Here is an 18,573-nt window from a genome sequence, read left to right on the forward strand (position 1 = left end):
GGGTCGGCCCGCGGGTCGGCTGCCTGGCGGCTCCGGGTCAGCTCCCGACTGCGGGAGCGACCGGGTGGCGCCAGAGCCCCCGGGTGGCGAGCAGCGGGAGGACGCCCTCGCCGACCTGGTAGGCCTCCTCCAGGTGCGGGGTACCGGACAGGATGAACTCGTCGACGCCCACCCGGTGGTACTCCTCGATCAGGTCGGCCACCTCGCGGTGGCTGCCCACCAGCGCGGTGCCGGCGCCGCCGCGGACGAGCCCGATGCCGGCCCACAGGCCCGGGTGGACCTCCAGCCGGTCGGCGGCGCCGCCGTGCAGCTCCCGCATCCGGCGCTGGCCGTCGGACTCGCTGCGGGCCAGCGCCGCCTGGGTGGTGCGGATCCGCTCCTCGCTCATGCCGGCGAGCAGCCGTTCGGTCTCCGCCCAGGCCTGTTCGGAGGTGTCCCTGGCGATGACGTGCAGCCTGACTCCGAAGCGCGGCTTCCGGCCGTGCTCCGCGGCGAGGCGCCGGATCCACTCGATCTTCTCGCCGACCTGGGCCGGCGGCTCACCCCAGGTGAGGTAGACGTCCGAGTGCCGGGCGGCCACGGCGCCGGCCGCCGTCGAGGACCCCCCGAAGTAGATCTCCGGGACCAGCTCCGGCGGCTGGGTCAGCGCGGCGTCCTCCACCCGGAGATGGGCTCCCCGGTGGTCGACCCGCTCACCCGCCCACAGCCGGCGGACGATGTCGAGGAACTCGTCCGCGCGGGCGTAGCGGCCGTCCTTGTCGAGGAAGTCCCCGTACGCGCGCTGCTCGGGCGACTCGCCGCCCGTCACCACGTTGAGCAGCAGCCGGCCGTGCGACTGGCGCTGGTAGCTGGCCGCCATCTGGGCCGCCAGGGTGGGGCTGATCTGCCCGGGGCGGAAGGCCACCAGGAACTTGAGCCGCTCGGTGACCTGGGTGAGCATCGCGGTGGTCAGCCAGGCGTCCTCGCACCACACACCGGTCGGGGTCAGCGCCCCGGTGAAGCCGAGCTGTTCGGCCGTCCGGGCGATCTGGCCCAGGTAGGCGACGGTGGGCGGCCGGTCGACCACGCCGGGGGTCGAGCCGTGGCCGCCGCCGACCACCTGGCGGCTGTCGCCGGTGGTGGGCAGGAACCAGTGGAAGGTCAGGGTCATGCGGGGACTCCTGGGGACGGACCGGGCGGGCGCCGCGAGCCGGGCGGCGGGAGCGGGGAACAGCGAGCGGGAGCGGGGAGCAGCGAGCGGAGCCGAGTGCGGGGAGCGGCGAGCGGGTGCGGGCCCGCGGAGGGCCGCGGGCGGTCAGTCGTCGTGGCCGGCGCCCGCCGCGGGGGTGAAGCCGCCGAAGGCTCCGTCATGGTAGACCAGCGGACCGACACCGGGCCGGGCGAAGGTGTCGATCACCTCGCCGACCACCAGCAGGTGGTCGCCGACCTCCTGGAGCAGCACCGGACGCGCCGTCAGCCAGGCGGCGACGCCGGACAGGACGGGCGTGCCCAGCTCGTCCGGGGCCCAGTCGGTACCGGCGAAGCGGTCGGTCCCGCTGCGGGCGAAGCGCGCCGCCAGCTCCTCCTGGCCCCGGCCGAGGATGTGCACGGCGAAGCCGCCGGCCGCCCGGACGGCCGGCGCGGCCGAGGCGGTGGCCGACACGTAGAAGGACACCAGCGCCGGATCCAGGCTGACCGAGGTGAAGGAGGTCGCGGTGAAACCGGCCGGGCCCGGCACGGTGATCACGGTGACGCCGGCCGCCTGCCGGCGCAGGGTGCGGCGCAGCCGGTCGGCCACGGGGGCGCGGTCGGCGGCCGGGTCGCCGGCGACGGGGAGGAGCGGCGTGGTGGGGAGCAGGTTCGTGGTGGGGAGGTCCTGGACGAGGGACACGGGGGATTCCTTCCGGGGTGGTGACGCAGGGCGGAGATCGGTGGCGGCGCCGCCCCCGCGCGCGGGGCGGGGGCGGGGGCGGCGCCGCCCCCGCGCGCGGGGCGGGGGCGGCGGGACGTCAGCGGGGCAGCTCCTCGACGGTGAGGACGGGCGGCAGGTCAGGGCCGCCGCGCAGGCGCTCCAGCCACTGGACGGCCTGGGCGGCCACGCTGCGGTGCGCGGCGTCGTTGAGCACGTCGTGCCGGCCGTCCTCGACCAGCACCAGGACGGCCGCGGGCAGCCCGGCCACGAACCGGCGGACGGCCTCGGGCGGCGCCACCGGGTCGGCCGCGCCGTGCAGGGCCAGCACCGGTGGCAGTCGCCGTCCGGGCTGCTGCCGCTCCCCCGCCGGGCCGAGCGCGGAGGTGAGCAGCGTGTCGGGGACGGGCCCGGCGAAGCCGCCGCGGGCGAAGTCCGGGTCGGCGGTGAGCACACCGCGGTGCGCCGGGCAGGACGTCCGGGCCGCCAGTTCCTCGTCCCAGTCGGCGGGCGCGGGGTCGCCGTCCGCCAGGGGCAGGGCCGCGAGCAGCAGGCCGTCCGGTCCGGCGCCGGCCTCCCGGACGGCGGCGAGGGCCAGCAGGGCGCCGGTGTCCGAGCCGGCCAGCACCACGGGCGCCGGGGCCCGCTCGGCGATCGCGGCGAAGGCCGCCGCCACCGCCTCGGTACGCCGCGACGGCTCCGAGCCGGGCGCCGGGTCCGTACCGGGCGCCGGGTCCACGGCCGGGGCGAGCGCGTGCACCAGGTACCCGTCGGCCGCGAGCCGGCGACCGAAGCGCTGGTAGACGGCGGGGTTCTCGCCGCGTCCGGGCAGCAGGACCACGGTGCCCCGGCGGGCCGCGCCCTCGGCCGGGAGCCAGCTGCGGGCCCCGGCCGGAACGCCGTCGACGGCGGTCGCGGCGGTCGCCGGCGTCTGGGGTCCGACGGCCGCGAGCGGCGCGGGTGCGGTGGCGGCGCTCATCGGGCGCTTCCCGCGGTCACCGGGGCGGCCAGGCGGGCGGCGGCGTCCCGGGCGGCGTCCGCGCGGTCGCGGCGGGCCACCTCCTGGCGGACCAGCGGCAGCAGGTGGCGGCCGTAGTCCAGCGCGTCCTCCAGCGGGTCGTACCCGCGGATCAGCAGGGTGCTGACGCCGATGTCCACGTAGTCCAGCAGCGCCTGCGCGACCGTCTCCGGAGTGCCCACCAGCGCGGTCGAGTTGCCCGCCGCACCGGTGGCGGCGGCCGGCGCCGTCCACAGGGCGCGGTCGTGCCGGTCCGCCTTCGCGGCGGCGGCCAGCAGCCGCTGGGAGCCGGCGTTCTGCGGCCGGGCCTCGGGGCCGACCGGGAGGATCGCCCGCTGGCCGACGAAGGAGCCGCCGCCCCGGCCCCGGTTCCGGATGGTGTCCAGGATCCGGTGGGCCCGCTCCCAGGCCTCCTCCTCGGTACGGCCGAGGATCGGGCGGAACGAGACGCTGATCCGCGGCGGGGTGCTGCGTCCGGCGGCTTCGGCGCCCGCCCGGACGGCGGCGATCTGCTCGGCGGTCTCGGCCAGCGGCTCGCCCCAGAGGGCGAACACGTCGGCGTGCTTGCCGCCGACCCGGTACGCGGCCTCCGAGGAGCCGCCGAAGTAGAGCGGGATGCGCGGCTGCTGGACGGGCCTGACCTCGGCGTGGAAGTCCTCCAGCCGGTAGTACGGGCCGGTGTGGTCGAAGGGCCCCTCGCTGGTCCAGGCCTTGGTGAGGACGTCCAGGTAGTCGTCGCTGCGGGCGTAGCGCTCGTCCTTGGGCAGGTAGTCGCCGTCCCGGCGCTGCTCGGCGTCGTGGCCGCCGGTGATGATGTGGACGGCCACCCGGCCGCCGGAGAACTGGTCCAGGGTCGCGAAGGTCCGCGCCGCCAGGGTCGGGGCGACGAAGCCCGGCCGGTGGGCGACCAGCAGGCCGAGGCGTTCGGTGTGCGCGGCCACGTGGGCGGCGACCTGGCTGCCGTCCGGGCTGGAGGAGCCGTAGCCGATCAGGATCCGGTCGAAGCCGGCCTCCTCGTGCGCCTTGGCGAAGCGCCGGGTGAAGTCGGCGTCGACGACCGGGCCGCTGGCGGGACGGGTCTCGGAGACGTCGGTGGTGCCGATCATGCCGATGAACTCGACGGGCATGGTGTCAGTGGCCTTTCGTGCGGTGGCGGCGGGAAATCGCCGGTCGTGCGGGGACTCGGTGGTCGTTCGGGGGTTCGCTGATGGTTCGGGGAGTTGTCGGGCGTTCGGGGGCTCGGCGGTCGCGCGGACCCGGTGGTCGCCGTCGGGCGGCCGCGGGCGGTCAGGGGCGGGTCCGCAGCAGGGCGCGCTGCCCGGCGGCGAGCAGCACGGTGTCGTCCTGCGGGGTGTGGATCCGGGCGCAGAGCACGTTGCGCAGGTGGCGCTGGAGCGGGTTGTCGTAGGTCAGCGCGTTGTTGCCGATCAGGGCGACGGCCTGTTCGACCGCGCCGATCGCGGCCCGGGTGCCGAGCACCTTGGCCCCGGCGGCCTGTTCGGCGGCGGCCGGCTCGCCCGCGTCGACGGCCTGTGCCAGGGCGGTGACCAGCCGCTCGGCGCCGTCCAGCGCCACCTCGATCTCGCCGACGGCGTTCTGGAAGCGCGGCAGGCTCGCGAGCGGCGCACCGAGCGCGGTGGGCACGCGCTCGTGCAGGAACCCGGTCAGCCACTCCAGCGCCGTCCGGGCCACCCCGAGGTAGAGGGCGGTGAGTCCGAGCGAGTTCCAGGCCCCGGCCGCCGGGTCGCGCCCGCCGTCCGCACCCGGCCGGGCGAGCCCGAGGACGTGGCCCTCGGGGACGCGGACGGCGTCCAGCAGGACGTCGTCACTGCGGCTGGCGCGCAGGCCGAGGTGGTTCCAGGTCCGTTCGACGGTCAGGCCGGCGCTGCCGGAGCCGACCAGGAAGCTCCCGACCCGGGGCTCCGGCTCGTCGGTGCGGGCCCAGACCAGCATCCAGCGCAGCGCCTCCGCGCCGGTGGAGAAGATCTTCCGGCCGGTCAGCTCCCAGTGCCCGTCGCGCAGGCGGGCCACGGTGGCCGGCAGCCCGCCGCGGACCGGGGTGCCGAGGTCGGGCTCCACCCGCAGGGCGTTGACCAGGGCCGGGCGCGCGGCGGACTCGGCCAGCAGCTCCGCGTACGCTCCGGCGGGCCAGTGCGGGGTGCGCGCCTCCAGGGCGTGCGTGAACAGGGTCATCGCCGAGACCAGGGCGACCGCCGGATCCCCCGCGCCGAGGGCGCCGAGGATGCGTACGGTGTCGGCGAGTCCGCCCCCCGGGCCGCCCGCGTGGGTGCCGACGGTGGCGGTGAGCAGACCGGCGCGGTGCACCTCCTCGATGCCCTCGTAGGGGAAGGAGGCGTCGCGGTCGTGCTCCTCGGCACGGGCCGCCAGGGCGGCCGTGACGACGGGCAACCGGTCGAGGTCCGGCGGAGCGAGGGCGGGCGGGTGCAGTTGCTGGGTCATCGGGGTTCGTCCGTCTCGATGGTGGTCGCGGTGTGCTGGATGTGGCCGGTGGTGAAGGCGGGCGGGGTGCGGACGGTCACCGGGGGCGGCTCGTCGCCGGACCACCCCTCGATCTGGACCAGGGCGTGTTGGCCCACACAGCCCTGGGAGAGGCGGGAGCTCGGCAGGTCCGCGGTCAGCACGTTGGGGTTGCCGTGGGCGCAGAGCGGGGGCTCCACGCCGGGCACCGGGTCGAACCAGGCGCCGGTGGGCAGCCGCACCACTCCTGGCCGGACCCGATCGGTGACGACCGCGCCGGCCAGGCAGGCACCCCGGTCGTTGAAGATCCGGACCAACTCCCCGGTGCTGATGCCGCGTTCGGCGGCGTCGGTGGGGTGCAGCTGCACGGCCTCGCGGCCCGCCACCTTGGCGGCCAGGCTGACAGCCCCGGTGTCGAGCTGGCTGTGCAGCCGGGTGGCGGGCTGGTTGGCGATCAGCAGCAGCGGGTGCCGGTCGGCGGCCGGGGAGCCCAGCCGTTCCTCCGGTTGGAGCCAGCTCGGATGGCCGGGGCAGTCCGGCAGCTCCATCGCCGCGATGGTGGCGCTGGCGAGCTCGATCCGCCCGCTGGGGGTGCGCAGCGGGTGCCGCGCCGGGTCGGCCCTGAAGTCCTCGAACAGGGTGAACTCGTTCGGCCCGCCCGGAAGTTGCCACTCCCCCGCCGACCAGAAGTCAGCGAAGGCCGGCGGCCGTGCCCGGCCGGTGGCGGCCAACTCCTCGGCCCACTCGCCGTACAGGTGCTCCAGCCACTGGCGCGGGGTGCGGCCCTGCGTGAACTGCTCGCCGAAGCCGAGGCGTTCGGCGAGGCCGGCCAGCACCGCGTGGTCGTCGCGGGCCTCGCCGCGCGGTGCGACGGCTCGGTGCATCGCGATCAGGTGGGTGTCCCGGCGGCCGCCGCCGAAGTCCTCGCGTTCCAGCGCGGTGGTGACGGGCAGGACGATGTCCGCGTGCCGGGCGGTGGCGGTCCAGTGCGGCTCGTGGACGATGACGGTGTCGGGGCGGGCGAAGGCGCGGCGCAGCCGGCCGAGGTCCTGGTGGTGGTGGAAGGGGTTGCCGCCGGCCCAGTGGACGAGGCGGATGTCGGGGTAGGTGAGGCGGGCGCCGTCGTAGTCGAACTCCTCCCCCGGGTGGAGCAGCAGATCGGCGATCCGGGCGCACGGGATGAAGTCGGCCACCGGGTTGGCCCCCTGCGGGAGGAAGGGCAGCCGCAGCTGCGGGCCGGTGTCGCCCACGTCCCCCATCGAGCCGTAGCCGTGCCCGAACCCGCCGCCCGGCAGCCCGATCTGGCCGAGGGCGGCGGCCAGCGCGAGGGCGGCCCAGACGGGCTGCTCGCCGTATCGGGCGCGCTGCAGCGACCAGGTGACGGTGACCAGTGTCCTGGTGCCGGCCATCCGCCGGGCCAGCCCGCGGATCCGGTCGGCGGGGATGCCGCAGATCCCCGCCGCCCAGTCGGCGTCCTTGACGATGCCGTCCGGCCGCCCGTGCAGGTAGTCGGCGAAGGTGTCGAAACCGACCGTGCAGGCGTCGAGGAAGGCGCGGTCGTGCAGGCCCTCGGTGATCAGGGTGTGGGTGAGGGCGAGCATCAACGCGGTGTCGGTGGCCGGGGAGATCGCGAACCAGTCGGTGGCGGGCCCGTCGGGGAGGTCGTCCCGCAGCGGGCTGACCAGGGCCACCTCGACGCCCTGCGCGGCGAGTTCGGCCAGGTGGCCGGGCGTGCCGTGGCGGGTGACACCGCCCGGGGTGACGTACACGTTCTTGGCCGGAATGCCGCCGAAGGCCACGATCAGGCGGGTGTGCCGGGTGATGGTGGGCCAGGAGGAGGCGGCCCGCAGCACCCCCTCGGCGTCGCCGACCAGGTGCGGCAGCAGGACCAGCGAGGTACCCAGACTGTACGAGTTGCGCGAGCCGGTGAATCCGCCGAACTGGTTCAGGAACCGGTGGAGTTGGCTCTGCGCGTGGTGGAACCGGCCCGCACTGGCCCACCCGTAGGAGCCGCCGAACACGGCCTGGTTTCCGTGGTCGCGGCGGACCCGGTCGAGCTCCGCGGCCACCAGGTCCAGCGCGTGCTCCCACTCCACCTCGACGAACGGCTCGGCGCCGCGCGCCGCCGAGGGCCCGGGGCCGTGCTCCAGCCAGCCCTGCCGGACCGCCGGACGGCGGACCCGGGTCGGGTGGTCGAGGGCGCCGGCCACTCCGCCGAGCAGCGGGGAGGGCGCCGGGTCCTCCGGGTGCGGCAGGACCTCGACACCGCCCCGCGCGTCGGAGCGGACACCGAAGGCGCCCCAGTGCGAGGTGCTGGGCGAGCCGTGGAGTGGGAGCTTCGCGGTGGTCATGCGCGGACGGCTCCCGCGAGGACCGGAGTGTCGGAGTCACCGGCGGTGGGGGCGACGTCGCCCGCGCCGGCGTCGACCTGGTCGCGGACCAGGGTGACCAGCTTGCCGTAGTCGCGGGCGTCCGCGAGCGGGTCGAAGCCGCGGATCAGCAGCGTGCCGACGCCCAGCGCGGTGTAGTCCAGCAGCGACTCCGCCACCTGCTCGTACGAGCCCACCAGCGCCGTGGAGTTGCCCGCCGCGCCGGTGGCCTTGGCCACCGCCGTCCAGAGCCGCTTGTCGTGCACGTCGCCCTCGGCCGCGGCCGCCAGCAGGCGCTGCGAGCCCTCCTGCGCGGAGTGGTCGAGGTTGAAGGCCTTGCGCAGGTCGCCCACCTTCTCCCGGGTGAGCCGCAGGATCTCGGCGGCCCGCTCCCAGGCCGCCGCCTCGGTCTCGGCCGGGATCGGCCGCAGGCTGACGCTGAACTCCGGTGCCCGGCCGTACGGTCGGGCGGCCTCGCGGACCTGGCGGATCCGCTCGGCGATGCCGGCCAGCGGCTCGCCCCAGAAGGCGTAGACGTCGGCGTGCCGGCCACCGACCCGGACGGCGTCCGCGGACGCGCCGCCGAAGTACACCGGGATCGGGCGTTCCGGCCGGACGGCGGACAGCGCGCCCTTGACGGAGTAGAACTCGCCCTCGTGGTCGAAGGGTTCGGCGGACTCCCAGGTGCGTCGGACGATCTGGAGGAAGTCGTCGGTCCGGCGGTAGCGGGTCTCCTTGTCGCTGAAGTCGCCGTCCCTGGCCTGGTCGGCGTCGTCCCCGCCGGTGATCACGTGAAGGGCGATCCGGCCCGGGTGGAAGGCGTCCAGGGTGGCGTACTTGCGGGCGGCCAGGGTGGGCGAGACGAAGCCCGGCCGGTGTGCCAGCAGGACGCCCAGGCGGGTGGTGTGGGTGAGGACCTGGTCGGCGACGGTGAACCCGTCGGGGCTGGCCGAGGAGTGCGCGACCAGCACCCGGTCGAAGCCGGACTCCTCGTGGGCCAGGGCCAGTTCGCGCAGGTAGCCGGGCTGGACGATCGGGCCGGTGTCCTGGGTGTCGGTCTCGCTGAAGGGCTTGGTGGCGGCGATGCCGATGAACTCGACGGGCATGGCGGTACTCCAGACGTGGATCGGTGACGATCGGTGAGGGGGGGTGGGAGGGGCCCCGGGCGAGGGCGGAGGCCCCGGGCGTCAGCGCGACGCGGTGGCGAGGCTCTCGCGCCAGTCGTCGGCGCGGTGGCAGGCGACGGCGCGGTCGCGGCCCTGCTCGGCGACGGCCGGTGCCTGCCGGCAGTCCTCGCCGGCGAACGGGCAGCGGTGGGCGAACGCGCAGGCTGCGGCGGCGGGTTCGATGGTCCAACCGGGTCGGGGGTCGCGCGGGCGCAGCTCGGCCGCCGTGATCCGGTGCTCGCGCCGGACGCTGGGCGCGGAGGCGGTGAGCAGCGCGGTGTACGGGTGCAGGGGGTTGGTCAGGACGTCCTCGGCGGGCCCCTGCTCGACCAGTCGGCCCCGGTAGAGGACGGCGATCCGGTCGGCGATCCCGGCGAGCGAGCTGAGGTCGTGCGAGATGATCACCACCGCGAGGCCGAGGCTGCGGCGCAGTTCGTCGAGCAGCAGCAGCACGTGGTTGCGGTTGGAGGCGTCCAGGGCGCTGACCGGTTCGTCCGCGAGCAGCAGTCGCGGGCGGGTGACCACCGCGCGGGCCAGCGCGACCCGCTGGCGCTGGCCACCGGACAGCCGTCCGGGCGTGCGTTCGGCGAACTCGGCCGGCAGGCCGACGAGTTCCAGCGCCTCCAGGACGCGGGCCGGCCGCTCGGCGCGGGGCACCGCGGTGCCCACGGTGAGCGGTTCGCCGACCAGCTCACCGACGGTGAGATCGGGGTCGAGGGAGCGCAGCGGGTCCTGGAACATGTACTGGATCCGGCCGCTTCGGCGCAGCGCGCGCAGCCGGCGCCCGCGCAGGCCGGTCACCTCCTCGCCGTCGACGGTGATCCGGCCCCCGACCACCGGGGCCAGGCCCACGACGGCGCGGGCGAGGGTGGTCTTCCCGGATCCGGTCTCGCCGATGACGCCGAGGATCTCACCGGCCCGGGCGTCGAGCGAGACGTCGTCGAGGACGCGTTCGGCCGCCCGGCCGGGGCGGCGGCCGTAGGCGACGCCCAGTCCGCTGATCCGCAGCAGCGGGTCGGCGGCGGTGGTGACCGGGGCCGCGGCGGGAGCGCCGGTGGCGACCGGGGCGGGCGTGGTGGCCCGGCCGGCCGCGGCGGGCGGGGCGGCGCCGTCCACGCCCGGGAGGGCGGTGGTGCCGGCAGTGGTGGTGGTCGGGCTCATGCGGTCACCTCCTGGAGGGCTCGGTCGGCTTGGTCGGACACGGTGGCGGGAGCGGTCACGGTGGCGGGGTCCGTCACCGTGGCGGGAGCGGCGAAGGCTCCGCTCAGGGCCAGTTCGTCGGCCCGGGTGCAGCGCACCCGGCGGCCGTCCGCCCGTACGGTCAGCGGGACGGGCCCGTCGGTGCAGGCGGCGGTGGCGAACGCGCAGCGCTCGGCGAAGCGGCAGCCGGCCGGGGCCGCTCCCGCCTCCGGCGGGCGGCCGGGGATCACCGCGAGGTCGCGGCGCCGCCAGTCGCCGATCGAGGCGACCCGCAGCAGGGCCTCGGTGTAGGGGTGGGCGGGCGCGGCGACGACCTCGGCGGTCGGGCCGTCCTCGACGATCTCCCCGGCGTAGAAGACCAGGATCCGGTCGCAGACCTCGGCGACCACCGCCAGGTCGTGGGTCACCAGCAGCAGGGCGAGTCCGCGTTCGGTCCGCAGCCGGGCCAGCAGTTCGAGCACCTCGGCCTGGACCACCGTGTCCAGTGCGGTGGTGGCCTCGTCGGCGACCAGCAGCTCGGGCTCGCCGGCCACCGCGATGGCGATCAGGACGCGCTGGAGCATGCCGCCGGACAGCTCGTGCGGGTACCGGTGGTAGACCTCCTCCGGCCGGTGCAGGCCGACGGAGGCGAACAGTTCGACCGCCCGTTCGCGGGCCGCGGCGCGGTTCAGTCCGAGCCGTACCCGCAGGGGTTCGGCCAGCTGGCGGCCGACGGTGATCGAGGGGTTGAGGTAGGAGGCCGGGTCCTGGAAGACCGCGCCGAGCCGGCTGCCGCGCACCTGCTCCCACGCGCGGGCGGACAGCGCGGTGAGCTCGGTGCCGGCCAGGTCGATCCGGCCGGCGGAGACCGCCACACCCGGGGCGCCGACCCCGAGCACCGACCGGCAGGTGAGGGTCTTGCCGCTGCCGGACTCGCCGACCAGCCCGACGGCCTCCCCGGCCCGGACCCGGAAGGAGACGTCGCGGACGGCCTCGGCCCGGCCGGAGCCGACGGTGATGTGCAGCCCCTCCACGGTCAGGACGGGTGCGCCGGGGCTGGCGGCGGCGGTGTTCGGCTCAGACGGTGAGAGCGGCATCGGCCTGCTCCTTCGGTGCGGGCCGCTCGGCCTGGCCGGGGCGGCGCGGCGGTTCCACGGCGGCGGACGCGCCGGCGGCGGCCCGTGCCCGGACGGGCTCCGTACCGGCCGCTCCGGCGTCGCGGACGGCGTCGGCGAGGAGGTTGAGCGCACCGACCGTGATCATGATCAGGGCGGCCGGCAGCACCGGTGCCCAGGGCTGCTGGGCGAGGTAGCCCAGATCGCTGGCGAGCATGCCGCCCCAGGTCGGGGCCGGCGGCTGGACCCCCACCCCGAGGAAGGTCAGCGAGGTGACCGTCAGCAGGGCGGTGGCCAGGGCGTGGGCGGTGGTGACGGCCACGGTCGGCAGCACCTTCGACCACAGGTGGGTGCGCAGGATCCACCGGCGCGAGGCTCCCATCAGCTCCGCCGCCTGGACGTACTGGGCCTGGGTGAAGCCGAGCGCCGCGGCCCGGGTGACCCGGAAGAACAGCGGCGAGAGCAGCACGCCCAGCGCCAGCATCGCCTGGTGCAGGCCGTTGCCGAAGACCCCGACCGCGGCGATCGCGAACAGCGTGAACGGCAGGGTCATCAGCGCGTCGACGGCCCGCAGCGACACCCACTCGAAGGCGCGGCCGAGCCAGATCGAGGCGATCCCCGGGACGATCCCGAGCAGCATCGCCGCCGCGACCGCCTCCAGGGCGCCCGCCACCGAGTCGGTGGTGCCGGCCAGCAGCCGGCTGAGCACGTCACGGCCCAGGTAGTCGGTGCCGAGCAGGTGCCCGCCGCCGGGGGCCCGGAGCAGGTTCGCGGTGTCCTGGGCCAGCGGGTCCTGCGGGGCGAGCGCGCCGCCGAACAGCGCGAGCAGGGCGATCGCCGCGAGCACCGGAAGGGCGATCCGGGCGGTGCGCAGCCGAAGCGTCCGACGCAGCGTCCTCATGCCGTACTCCCCTGCTCGGGCCGGGACTTGGCGGCGCGGCGGGCGGCCGGATTGAGGGCGAGCAGGCCGCCGTCGACGGCGAGGTTGGCGATCAGCACCACGGCGACGGTGACCAGCAGCGTGCCCTGGATGACCGGCACGTCGTGCTGCTGGGCCGCCTGCAGGGAGAGCTGGGCGATGCCGGGCAGGTTGAAGATGCGTTCGGTGACGACCGCGCCGCCGATCAGCATCGGCACGCTCATCCCGAGCACCGTGACGGCCGGCCCGGCGGCGTTGCGCAGCACGTGGCCGAAGAGCACCCGGCGGCCGGGCAGTCCGCGCATCACGGCGCCGGTGACGTAGTTCTCCCGCAGCGCGCCGACCAGGGAGGTGCGCAGCTGCCGGGCGATGCCCGCCGCCGCGTCCAGGCTGAGCGCCAGTGCCGGCAGGACGGCGAACCGCAGCCACTCGCCCGGGTCCTGGCCGAACGGCACGTACCCGCCGGAGGGCAGCAGCCCAGCCTGCACCGAGAGGACGGCGATCAGGCCGATCGCCACCACGAAGGCCGGCAGCGTGCCGAGCACCGAGCAGACGCCGGTGATCGCCAGGTCGAGCCGGCCGCCGTTGCTGCGGGCGGCGGCGATGCCGGCGGCGCCGCCGAGCAGCACCGCGAAGAGCAGCGCGAGGCCCGCGATGGACAGGTCGACCGGCAGCGCGGCGGCGATGCTGTCGGCCACCGGGAGGGTGGTGAACCAGGAGTGCCCCAGGTCGCCGGTGAGCGCGTGCCCGAGCCAGCCCGTGAACTGGTCGGTCAGCGGCCGGTCGAGGCCGAACTCGTGGTTCATCCGGGCGATGTCGGCCGGGGTCGCGGTCTCCCCGAGGACGGCGGCGCCGGGGTTGGCCTCGGAGAGCGCGCCGAGCCCGAAGGTGATGAGCGAGGAGATCAGGAAGACGGTCGCGGTGGTGAGCAGGGCCCGGGCCGGGCCGCGCGGCGCGCGCGCGGCCCGTCGGGCGAGCAGCCGGCCCCGCCCGGCCTGACGGGCGGGAGCCGGTGCGAGGAGCACCGTCACGGCGCGGTCACCCCCTCGAAGCGCTGCACCACGGTGAACGGGGGGATGGCCGAGACGCCCTTCTGCCGGGCGAGGATGCGCGGCACGCTGTACAGGAAGACGTTGGGCATGGTGCGCACGGCCAGTGCGGTGGCCGCCTGGAGGTTCTTCGGGTAGTCGGGCGAGTCCAGCGGGGTACGGGAGACCAGGTCGACGGCCGCCTTCAGCTCGGGGGGCGTGCTGCGGCCGGGGTTCATCAGGCCCTGCTCGCCGAAGAGCACCTGGAAGGCCTGCGGGGCGGAGTCCCGGCCGGCGAACTGGTCGGTGAACAGGGCGCGGGAGTGCTGGATGTAGATGATCTGGGTCGCCTGGGCCGCCGGGATCACCTCGATGGTCGTCTTGATCCCCACCTCCTTGAGCTGGGCCTGGAGTTGCTCGGGCAGGCCCTGCGCGGAGGTGGTGGTGATGGTCAGCTCGACCCCGTCCGGGTGCCCGGCCTGCGCCAGCAGCTCCTTGGCCTTGGCCGGGTCGTGCGGGAAGAGGTCGGCGGAGCCGGCGTCGTAGCCGACGTAGCCCTTCGGGAACGGCTGGTAGCTGACGTCCCCGAAGCCGAACTGCTGGGTCTTGAGCAGGGCTTCGCGGTCGATGGCGTACTTCAGGGCCTGCACCACGAGCGGGTTGTCGAACGGTGCCTTGGTGGGGTTGACGTCGAGCACGGCGACCACCAGCGACGGGATGACCTGAACCTCCAGGCCGGCGGCTTTGGCGGCGGCCACCTGGCTGCCGGGGATCTGGGCCACGTTGTACTGGCCGGACTGGAGGGCGGCCACCACGGTGGAGGCGTCCGGCAGCGGGTAGATCTCGAAGTTGTCCAGCTTGATGTTCGCCGCGTCCCAATAGGCGGGGTTGCGCTTCAGGACGGCCTTGGCGTTCTGGGTGTAGGAGTCGAGGGTGAACGGGCCCGCGCCGACCGGGCGGGAGGCCAGGCCGGCCGCGTCCCCCTCGAAGGCCTTCGGGCTGACGATCATCCCGGTCTTGCCGGCGAGCAGGTTCGGCAGCTGGTAGTCGGCCTGGGTGAGGGTCAGCACCACGGTCTGCGGGTCCGGTGCGGTGACCTCCTTGACGTGCACCAGCTGCGGCGCGATCAGGGACTTGGGGTCGGTGCGACCGCGGTCGAGGCTCTTCTTGACGGCCGTCGCGTCCAGGGGGGTGCCGTCGCTGAAGGTGAGACCGCTGCGGAGCTTGAAGGTGACGGCGGTGCCGTCCGGGCTGTACGTCCAACCGGTGGAGAGCGCCGGGACTGCGGCGCCCTTCTCGTCGAGCTTGGTGAGGCCCGAGTAGACCAGCGAGAGGTCGTGGACGTCCCAGCCGGCCGAGGAGAACACCGGGTCCCAGGAGGTGGGCAGGGCCCAGCCCCACTTGACGGTGCCGCCGGCCGCCCCACCGGCCGTGACGGGGGTGCCTGAGCCGCAGGCGGTGAGGGCGAGGGCCGCGGCGGTACCGAGCCCGAGGCCGAGGAAGGATCGTCTGGCGAGAGTCGAACGGGTGCGGAGGGGGGCGTTCATGATGGTGCGTCACCTTTCGGGTGCATGCCGGACCGACCCTCGGCGGGGCGGGCGGGCAGTGCAGGGGGGCGCCACGTCGGGGCGGGCCGACGGCGCTGGACGGCAGTACGGGGGAAGGGCGGGGAGGTCGACGGAAGGCGGGGAGGACGCCGGGACCGAGCCGTGGCGCGGTGGGCGGGGACCGGTCGTGCCGGGGCGTCCGGGCGTGGCAGGGCCACTGGTCCGGGATGCCCGGCGAAGGGGGGGTCGGCCCGGCACGATGGCGACGGGCGCGGCCGCTCAGGCCTGACGGGGTGCGGCCGGGGCGACGGTCAGGCCGTCGGGGGCCGTGGATCGGCAGGTGTGGTGGCGGCCGGGGGGCGCTTGGTCAGCGACAGAGAGCGCTGCTGGTGCGCCGGAGGTCCACGAAGCGGCACACCACACCGGGGTGCGTCGAAAGCATGCGCTCATCCTGGCGGCGGCGCGCCGCGCTGTCAATGGACACCAAACGGTGTCTCATTCGTCGGACCGTCAGGTGCACGGCGAACGCGCCGGTCAGCGCCCCGCACCGGTGGCCGCACCAGGCCGGGGCCCGGGGGCGGAGGGGCTCAGGCCGGCTCCTCGGCCGCCCCCGCACCCCAGCAGGCCGGCCCGCGGTCACCGCCGGGACGGCCGCCCGGCGGCCAGGGCGGGATGCCCCTCGGCGTAGGCCGAGGCGAACCAGAGCGGGCCGTTGCCGCTCTCCACCAGGACGGCCCGGGTGGGCGGGCGCCGATCCACGACGAGGAGCTCCAGGTCGGCGCGGGTCAGGCTCAGATGCCGCTCCAGCGCCGCGTCCGCGTCCGGCAGCAGCCCGCCCTCGGGGTCGATCCGCAGATCCGGTGCCACCGCGCGGACGGCGTCGAGATACTCCCCCAGCGGACGCCAGCCGGGCACCACCCGGCGACCGGCCGGGCCGGTGAGCAGCAGCGTCGGCAGGGCGTACCGGTACCCGTCGCCGGCCTCCCGGGCCGCTCCCGGGTGCGGCCCGGGGCCGTGCAGTCCCAGCACCTCGCGCACCGGGGACCGGGTCTCGGCTCGATCGGCCGCCAGCCGGTCGATCGTCCGACGCTCCGTCATGTCTCTTTCCAGCAGGGCCTCGTCGAGGCCGCGCAGTCCGGCGACCGCGGCCAGCACCCGCTGCGGGGTGTCGGCCGGCTCTCCCAGGACGAAGGCGCTCTCCCGCAGCCGGCGCAGGACCGCCGCCGACACCCGCACCCCCTGCCGGTCCGCCGCCAGCGCGGCCAGCGAGGCGGGTCGGCTGCTGGCGGCCACCCAGCCGAGCCGGGCGGCGCGCGGCGCACCTGTGTGCGCGGTGATGTCCGCGACGTAGCCGGCGTACCAGGCGGTCTCGGCCGCCGGGTCGGGCGCCGGGTCGTCCTCCTCCTCGTCGAAGAGCACCCCGTACACCGTCCGCCAGGCGGCCCGGCCGGCCAGCAGGGCGCGCAGCCTGCGGAGTCTGGGTTCGGAGCCCCAGGCCCAGGGACAGACCGGGTCGGTGTACTCCACCACCTCCAGCCCGCCGGGCGGCGCCTCGGCGGCCGGTACGGGAGTGGCGGCCGGCGCTGCGGGGGCGCCCGGCAGGGCTGGCGTGGCCGCGGGGAGGCCCGGCACGGCCGGAGTGGCCGCGGGCGGAGCGGGTTCGGCCGGTTCCGGGGGGGCAGCTGTCATACCAGGACGTCCGTCCGCTCCGGAACGGCCGTCGCCGCGGGGGCGGGCGCGTCGACCAGGGTGGAGATGGTGACCCGGCCGAGGATCTCGGCGGCGCTGTCCTCGACCGCGCGCCAGACGCCGGGGAGGCCCTGCGCCGGTGCGGGGTAGTGGAGTTCGGCCAGCGGCTCGCCGCGCAGGGTGATCAGCCCGCCGTCCACCGCGCGCATCACGTCGAGCAGGCTGATCTGCTCGGCCGGCCGGCCGAGCCAGTAGCCGCCCTCACAGCCGCGCTGACTGCGCACCAGCCCCGCCCGGCGCAGGTCGCCGACCACGGACTTCAGGAAGCGGAACGGAATTCCCTGGGAGGAGGCGATGCTCTCACAGGTGAGCGGACGGGCCGTGTCGCGGGCGAGTTCGACCAGGGCCCGCGCGGCGTAGTCCGCCTTCGCGGAAATATGCATGTGCACCATTATCCCCACTCGGGCCGCCATCACCAGGCCTTTCGGCCACGGACGACCGCCGAAGCGGAACGATCGGCAGAATGGACACCTCTTGACATCCTTTTCTCCGCAGCTCTAGCGTCCTGTCCATGCCCCGCCGTGTCCAGCCCCGCGCCGCGACCCGCGCCGACCGCACGTCGGTGCCGTCCGCACGCTGTCGCGCCAGCTGACCGACCCCGGCTCCCGCCCTGCCGTCGCCGCACCCGCACGGCCCGGGCACCCCCGAACCCACACGACTCCGCGCCGCGCCGCGCCCGCACCCGGGCCCCGCGACCACGCACGGCAACTCACGGCACCTCACGCGCAAGGAACGTCATGACCTCAGCAGCGCACCCGCACACCCACAGCGCCCAGCCGCACACCGGCGCGGACACCGGCACCGAAACCGGGACGGCCGGCGGCAGCGCCGACGGCCCGCGGCCGGCCACCGAGGCCGGCACCGGCTTCCACCCGCACCTGCCGGACCGTCCCGCCCGGAACGCCGGCCTGGCGTCCAGGTTGCACCACGTCCGCGCGGGCGAACTGGACGGCGACACCGCCCAGACCGGTGGCATGCGGCGGTTCGCGGCCGTCAGCGGCCAGACGGTCGGCTCGGAGAAGCTCTGGATGGGCCAGACCCACGTCGCGCCCGCCACCTCCTCCGCGGACCACCACCACGGGGAGTCCGAGACGGCGATCTACGTGGTGAGCGGACGTCCGGTCTTCGTCTTCGCCGACGACGCCTCCGGGGAGCTGGAGGAGGTCCGCCTGGAGACCGGCCCGGGGGACTACGTCTTCGTCCCGCCGTACGTCCCGCACCGCGAGGAGAACCCCGACCCGGACGAGGAGGCCGTGGTGGTGATCGCCCGCAGCACCCAGGAGGCCATCGTGGTCAACCTGCCCGGTCTGCACCCCCTCGACCGGGGCTGAGGATCCGCGGCCCGGCTCGCCGTATGGGTGACGATGTGTCAGACCTCCCGCGAGACAGCCTCCTTGGCCGGGTCCGGCGCGGCCGTCCGCCGGTAGAGTCGGCGGGATGAGCGAGGAACTTCCCGCCGGTGGCGTCGAGATCGGCGAGGCGGAGGCCGCGGTCCGGTGGACGGACGCCTGGACGCCCGCCCAGGTGGCCGCCCGCCTGGCGGGCGTGTCCGCACCCTGGTGCGTGGCCGGGGGCTGGGCCCTGGACCTGTTCAGAGGTGAGCGGTCCAGGGACCACAGTGACATCGAGATCGCCGTCCCGGCCGGATCGTTCGCCGAGATCCGCGCGCGCTTCCCCGAGTTCGCCTTCGACGCGGTGGGCCCCGGGCGGGTCTGGGACACCCTCACCCCCGAGGTGATGGAGGCCACCCACCAGACCTGGTTGCGCGATCCGGCGACCGGCCGCTACCTGCTCGACGTGTTCCGCGAACCGCACGAGGGACCGACCTGGATCTGCCGCCGCGACCCCTCGATCCGGCTGCCGTACGAGGCCGTCGTCCGGCACAACCGGGACGGGATTCCCTACCTCGCCCCGGAGTTGGCCCTGCTGTTCAAGGCCAAGGCACTCCGTCCCAAGGACCGGCAGGACTTCGCCGGAGCGCTCCCGCTGCTGGACGCCGCCGGGCGCCGCACCCTCGCCGACCTCCTCGGTCGGGTGCATCCCGGGCACGGCTGGCTGGCCGCCCTCTAGGCGGGCGGCGACGAACCGAACGACGACGGACTCGGCGGCGACGTCCG

The 18,573-nt window shown here is 75.7% G+C and carries 16 protein-coding genes; 2 read left to right on the forward strand and 14 right to left on the reverse strand.

The genetic code is table 11. The annotated features are described in order from the left end of the window. Positions 1–37: 37 nt before the first annotated feature. From ACFTWP_RS01235 to ACFTWP_RS01300, 14 genes are all read right to left on the reverse strand, one after another. Positions 38–1,150, reverse strand: a complete 1,113-nt coding sequence (locus tag ACFTWP_RS01235; protein WP_380261320.1) for an LLM class flavin-dependent oxidoreductase — start codon at positions 1,148–1,150, stop codon at positions 38–40. A 144-nt stretch (positions 1,151–1,294) separates the two neighbouring features. Continuing rightward, positions 1,295–1,870 carry a flavin reductase family protein gene (locus ACFTWP_RS01240; protein ID WP_380261322.1) on the reverse strand — a complete coding sequence of 192 codons (576 nt, stop codon included), beginning with the start codon at positions 1,868–1,870 and terminating at the stop codon, positions 1,295–1,297. A gap of 118 nt (positions 1,871–1,988) precedes the next feature. Then, on the reverse strand, positions 1,989–2,867 hold the full coding sequence (locus ACFTWP_RS01245; RefSeq protein WP_380261324.1) for an alpha/beta hydrolase: 879 nt from the start codon (positions 2,865–2,867) through the stop codon (positions 1,989–1,991). Next, entirely contained in the window at positions 2,864–4,033 is a 1,170-nt protein-coding gene (locus ACFTWP_RS01250; protein WP_380261326.1) for an LLM class flavin-dependent oxidoreductase, read from the reverse strand. The genes ACFTWP_RS01245 and ACFTWP_RS01250 overlap by 4 nt, the downstream gene beginning before the upstream one ends. 160 nt (positions 4,034–4,193) lie before the next feature. Continuing rightward, positions 4,194–5,366, reverse strand: a complete 1,173-nt coding sequence (locus tag ACFTWP_RS01255) for an acyl-CoA dehydrogenase family protein (protein ID WP_380261328.1) — start codon at positions 5,364–5,366, stop codon at positions 4,194–4,196. Next, a complete protein-coding gene (locus tag ACFTWP_RS01260) occupies positions 5,363–7,735 on the reverse strand; it encodes a molybdopterin-dependent oxidoreductase (protein ID WP_380261330.1) in 2,373 nt (790 codons plus the stop codon). The genes ACFTWP_RS01255 and ACFTWP_RS01260 overlap by 4 nt, the downstream gene beginning before the upstream one ends. Beyond that, a complete protein-coding gene (locus tag ACFTWP_RS01265; protein ID WP_380261332.1) occupies positions 7,732–8,859 on the reverse strand; it encodes an LLM class flavin-dependent oxidoreductase in 1,128 nt (375 codons plus the stop codon). The genes ACFTWP_RS01260 and ACFTWP_RS01265 overlap by 4 nt, the downstream gene beginning before the upstream one ends. Positions 8,860–8,940: 81 nt before the next feature. After that, positions 8,941–10,080, reverse strand: a complete 1,140-nt coding sequence (locus tag ACFTWP_RS01270; RefSeq protein ID WP_380261334.1) for an ABC transporter ATP-binding protein — start codon at positions 10,078–10,080, stop codon at positions 8,941–8,943. Further along, positions 10,077–11,195, reverse strand: coding sequence for an ABC transporter ATP-binding protein (locus ACFTWP_RS01275; protein WP_380261336.1), 1,119 nt, complete (start codon positions 11,193–11,195; stop codon positions 10,077–10,079). The genes ACFTWP_RS01270 and ACFTWP_RS01275 overlap by 4 nt, the downstream gene beginning before the upstream one ends. Beyond that, on the reverse strand, positions 11,176–12,114 hold the full coding sequence (locus ACFTWP_RS01280; RefSeq protein WP_380261338.1) for an ABC transporter permease: 939 nt from the start codon (positions 12,112–12,114) through the stop codon (positions 11,176–11,178). Before ACFTWP_RS01280 ends, ACFTWP_RS01275 begins: the two co-directional genes overlap by 20 nt. Beyond that, positions 12,111–13,163 (reverse strand): ABC transporter permease, encoded by a 1,053-nt coding sequence (locus ACFTWP_RS01285; RefSeq protein WP_380261340.1) that lies wholly within the window; start codon positions 13,161–13,163, stop codon positions 12,111–12,113. Before ACFTWP_RS01285 ends, ACFTWP_RS01280 begins: the two co-directional genes overlap by 4 nt. Continuing rightward, entirely contained in the window at positions 13,160–14,707 is a 1,548-nt protein-coding gene (locus tag ACFTWP_RS01290) for an ABC transporter substrate-binding protein (RefSeq protein ID WP_380261341.1), read from the reverse strand. Before ACFTWP_RS01290 ends, ACFTWP_RS01285 begins: the two co-directional genes overlap by 4 nt. Before the next feature lie 636 nt (positions 14,708–15,343). Beyond that, complete coding sequence (locus ACFTWP_RS01295) at positions 15,344–16,396, reverse strand: DsbA family protein (protein WP_380261343.1); 1,053 nt, start codon at positions 16,394–16,396, stop codon at positions 15,344–15,346. Beyond that, complete coding sequence (locus ACFTWP_RS01300; RefSeq protein WP_380261345.1) at positions 16,393–16,839, reverse strand: RrF2 family transcriptional regulator; 447 nt, start codon at positions 16,837–16,839, stop codon at positions 16,393–16,395. Before ACFTWP_RS01300 ends, ACFTWP_RS01295 begins: the two co-directional genes overlap by 4 nt. Before the next feature lie 354 nt (positions 16,840–17,193). Between ACFTWP_RS01300 and ACFTWP_RS01305 the strand changes: the two genes are divergently transcribed. Both ACFTWP_RS01305 and ACFTWP_RS01310 read left to right on the forward strand, forming a co-directional pair. Continuing rightward, positions 17,194–17,787 (forward strand): cupin domain-containing protein, encoded by a 594-nt coding sequence (locus ACFTWP_RS01305; RefSeq protein ID WP_380261347.1) that lies wholly within the window; start codon positions 17,194–17,196, stop codon positions 17,785–17,787. A gap of 106 nt (positions 17,788–17,893) precedes the next feature. Next, positions 17,894–18,526, forward strand: a complete 633-nt coding sequence (locus ACFTWP_RS01310; RefSeq protein WP_380261349.1) for a nucleotidyltransferase domain-containing protein — start codon at positions 17,894–17,896, stop codon at positions 18,524–18,526. Positions 18,527–18,573: the final 47 nt, after the last annotated feature.

It is taken from the genome of Kitasatospora sp. NPDC057015 (assembly GCF_042673745.1).
Classification (GTDB): Bacteria; Actinomycetota; Actinomycetes; order Streptomycetales; family Streptomycetaceae; genus Kitasatospora.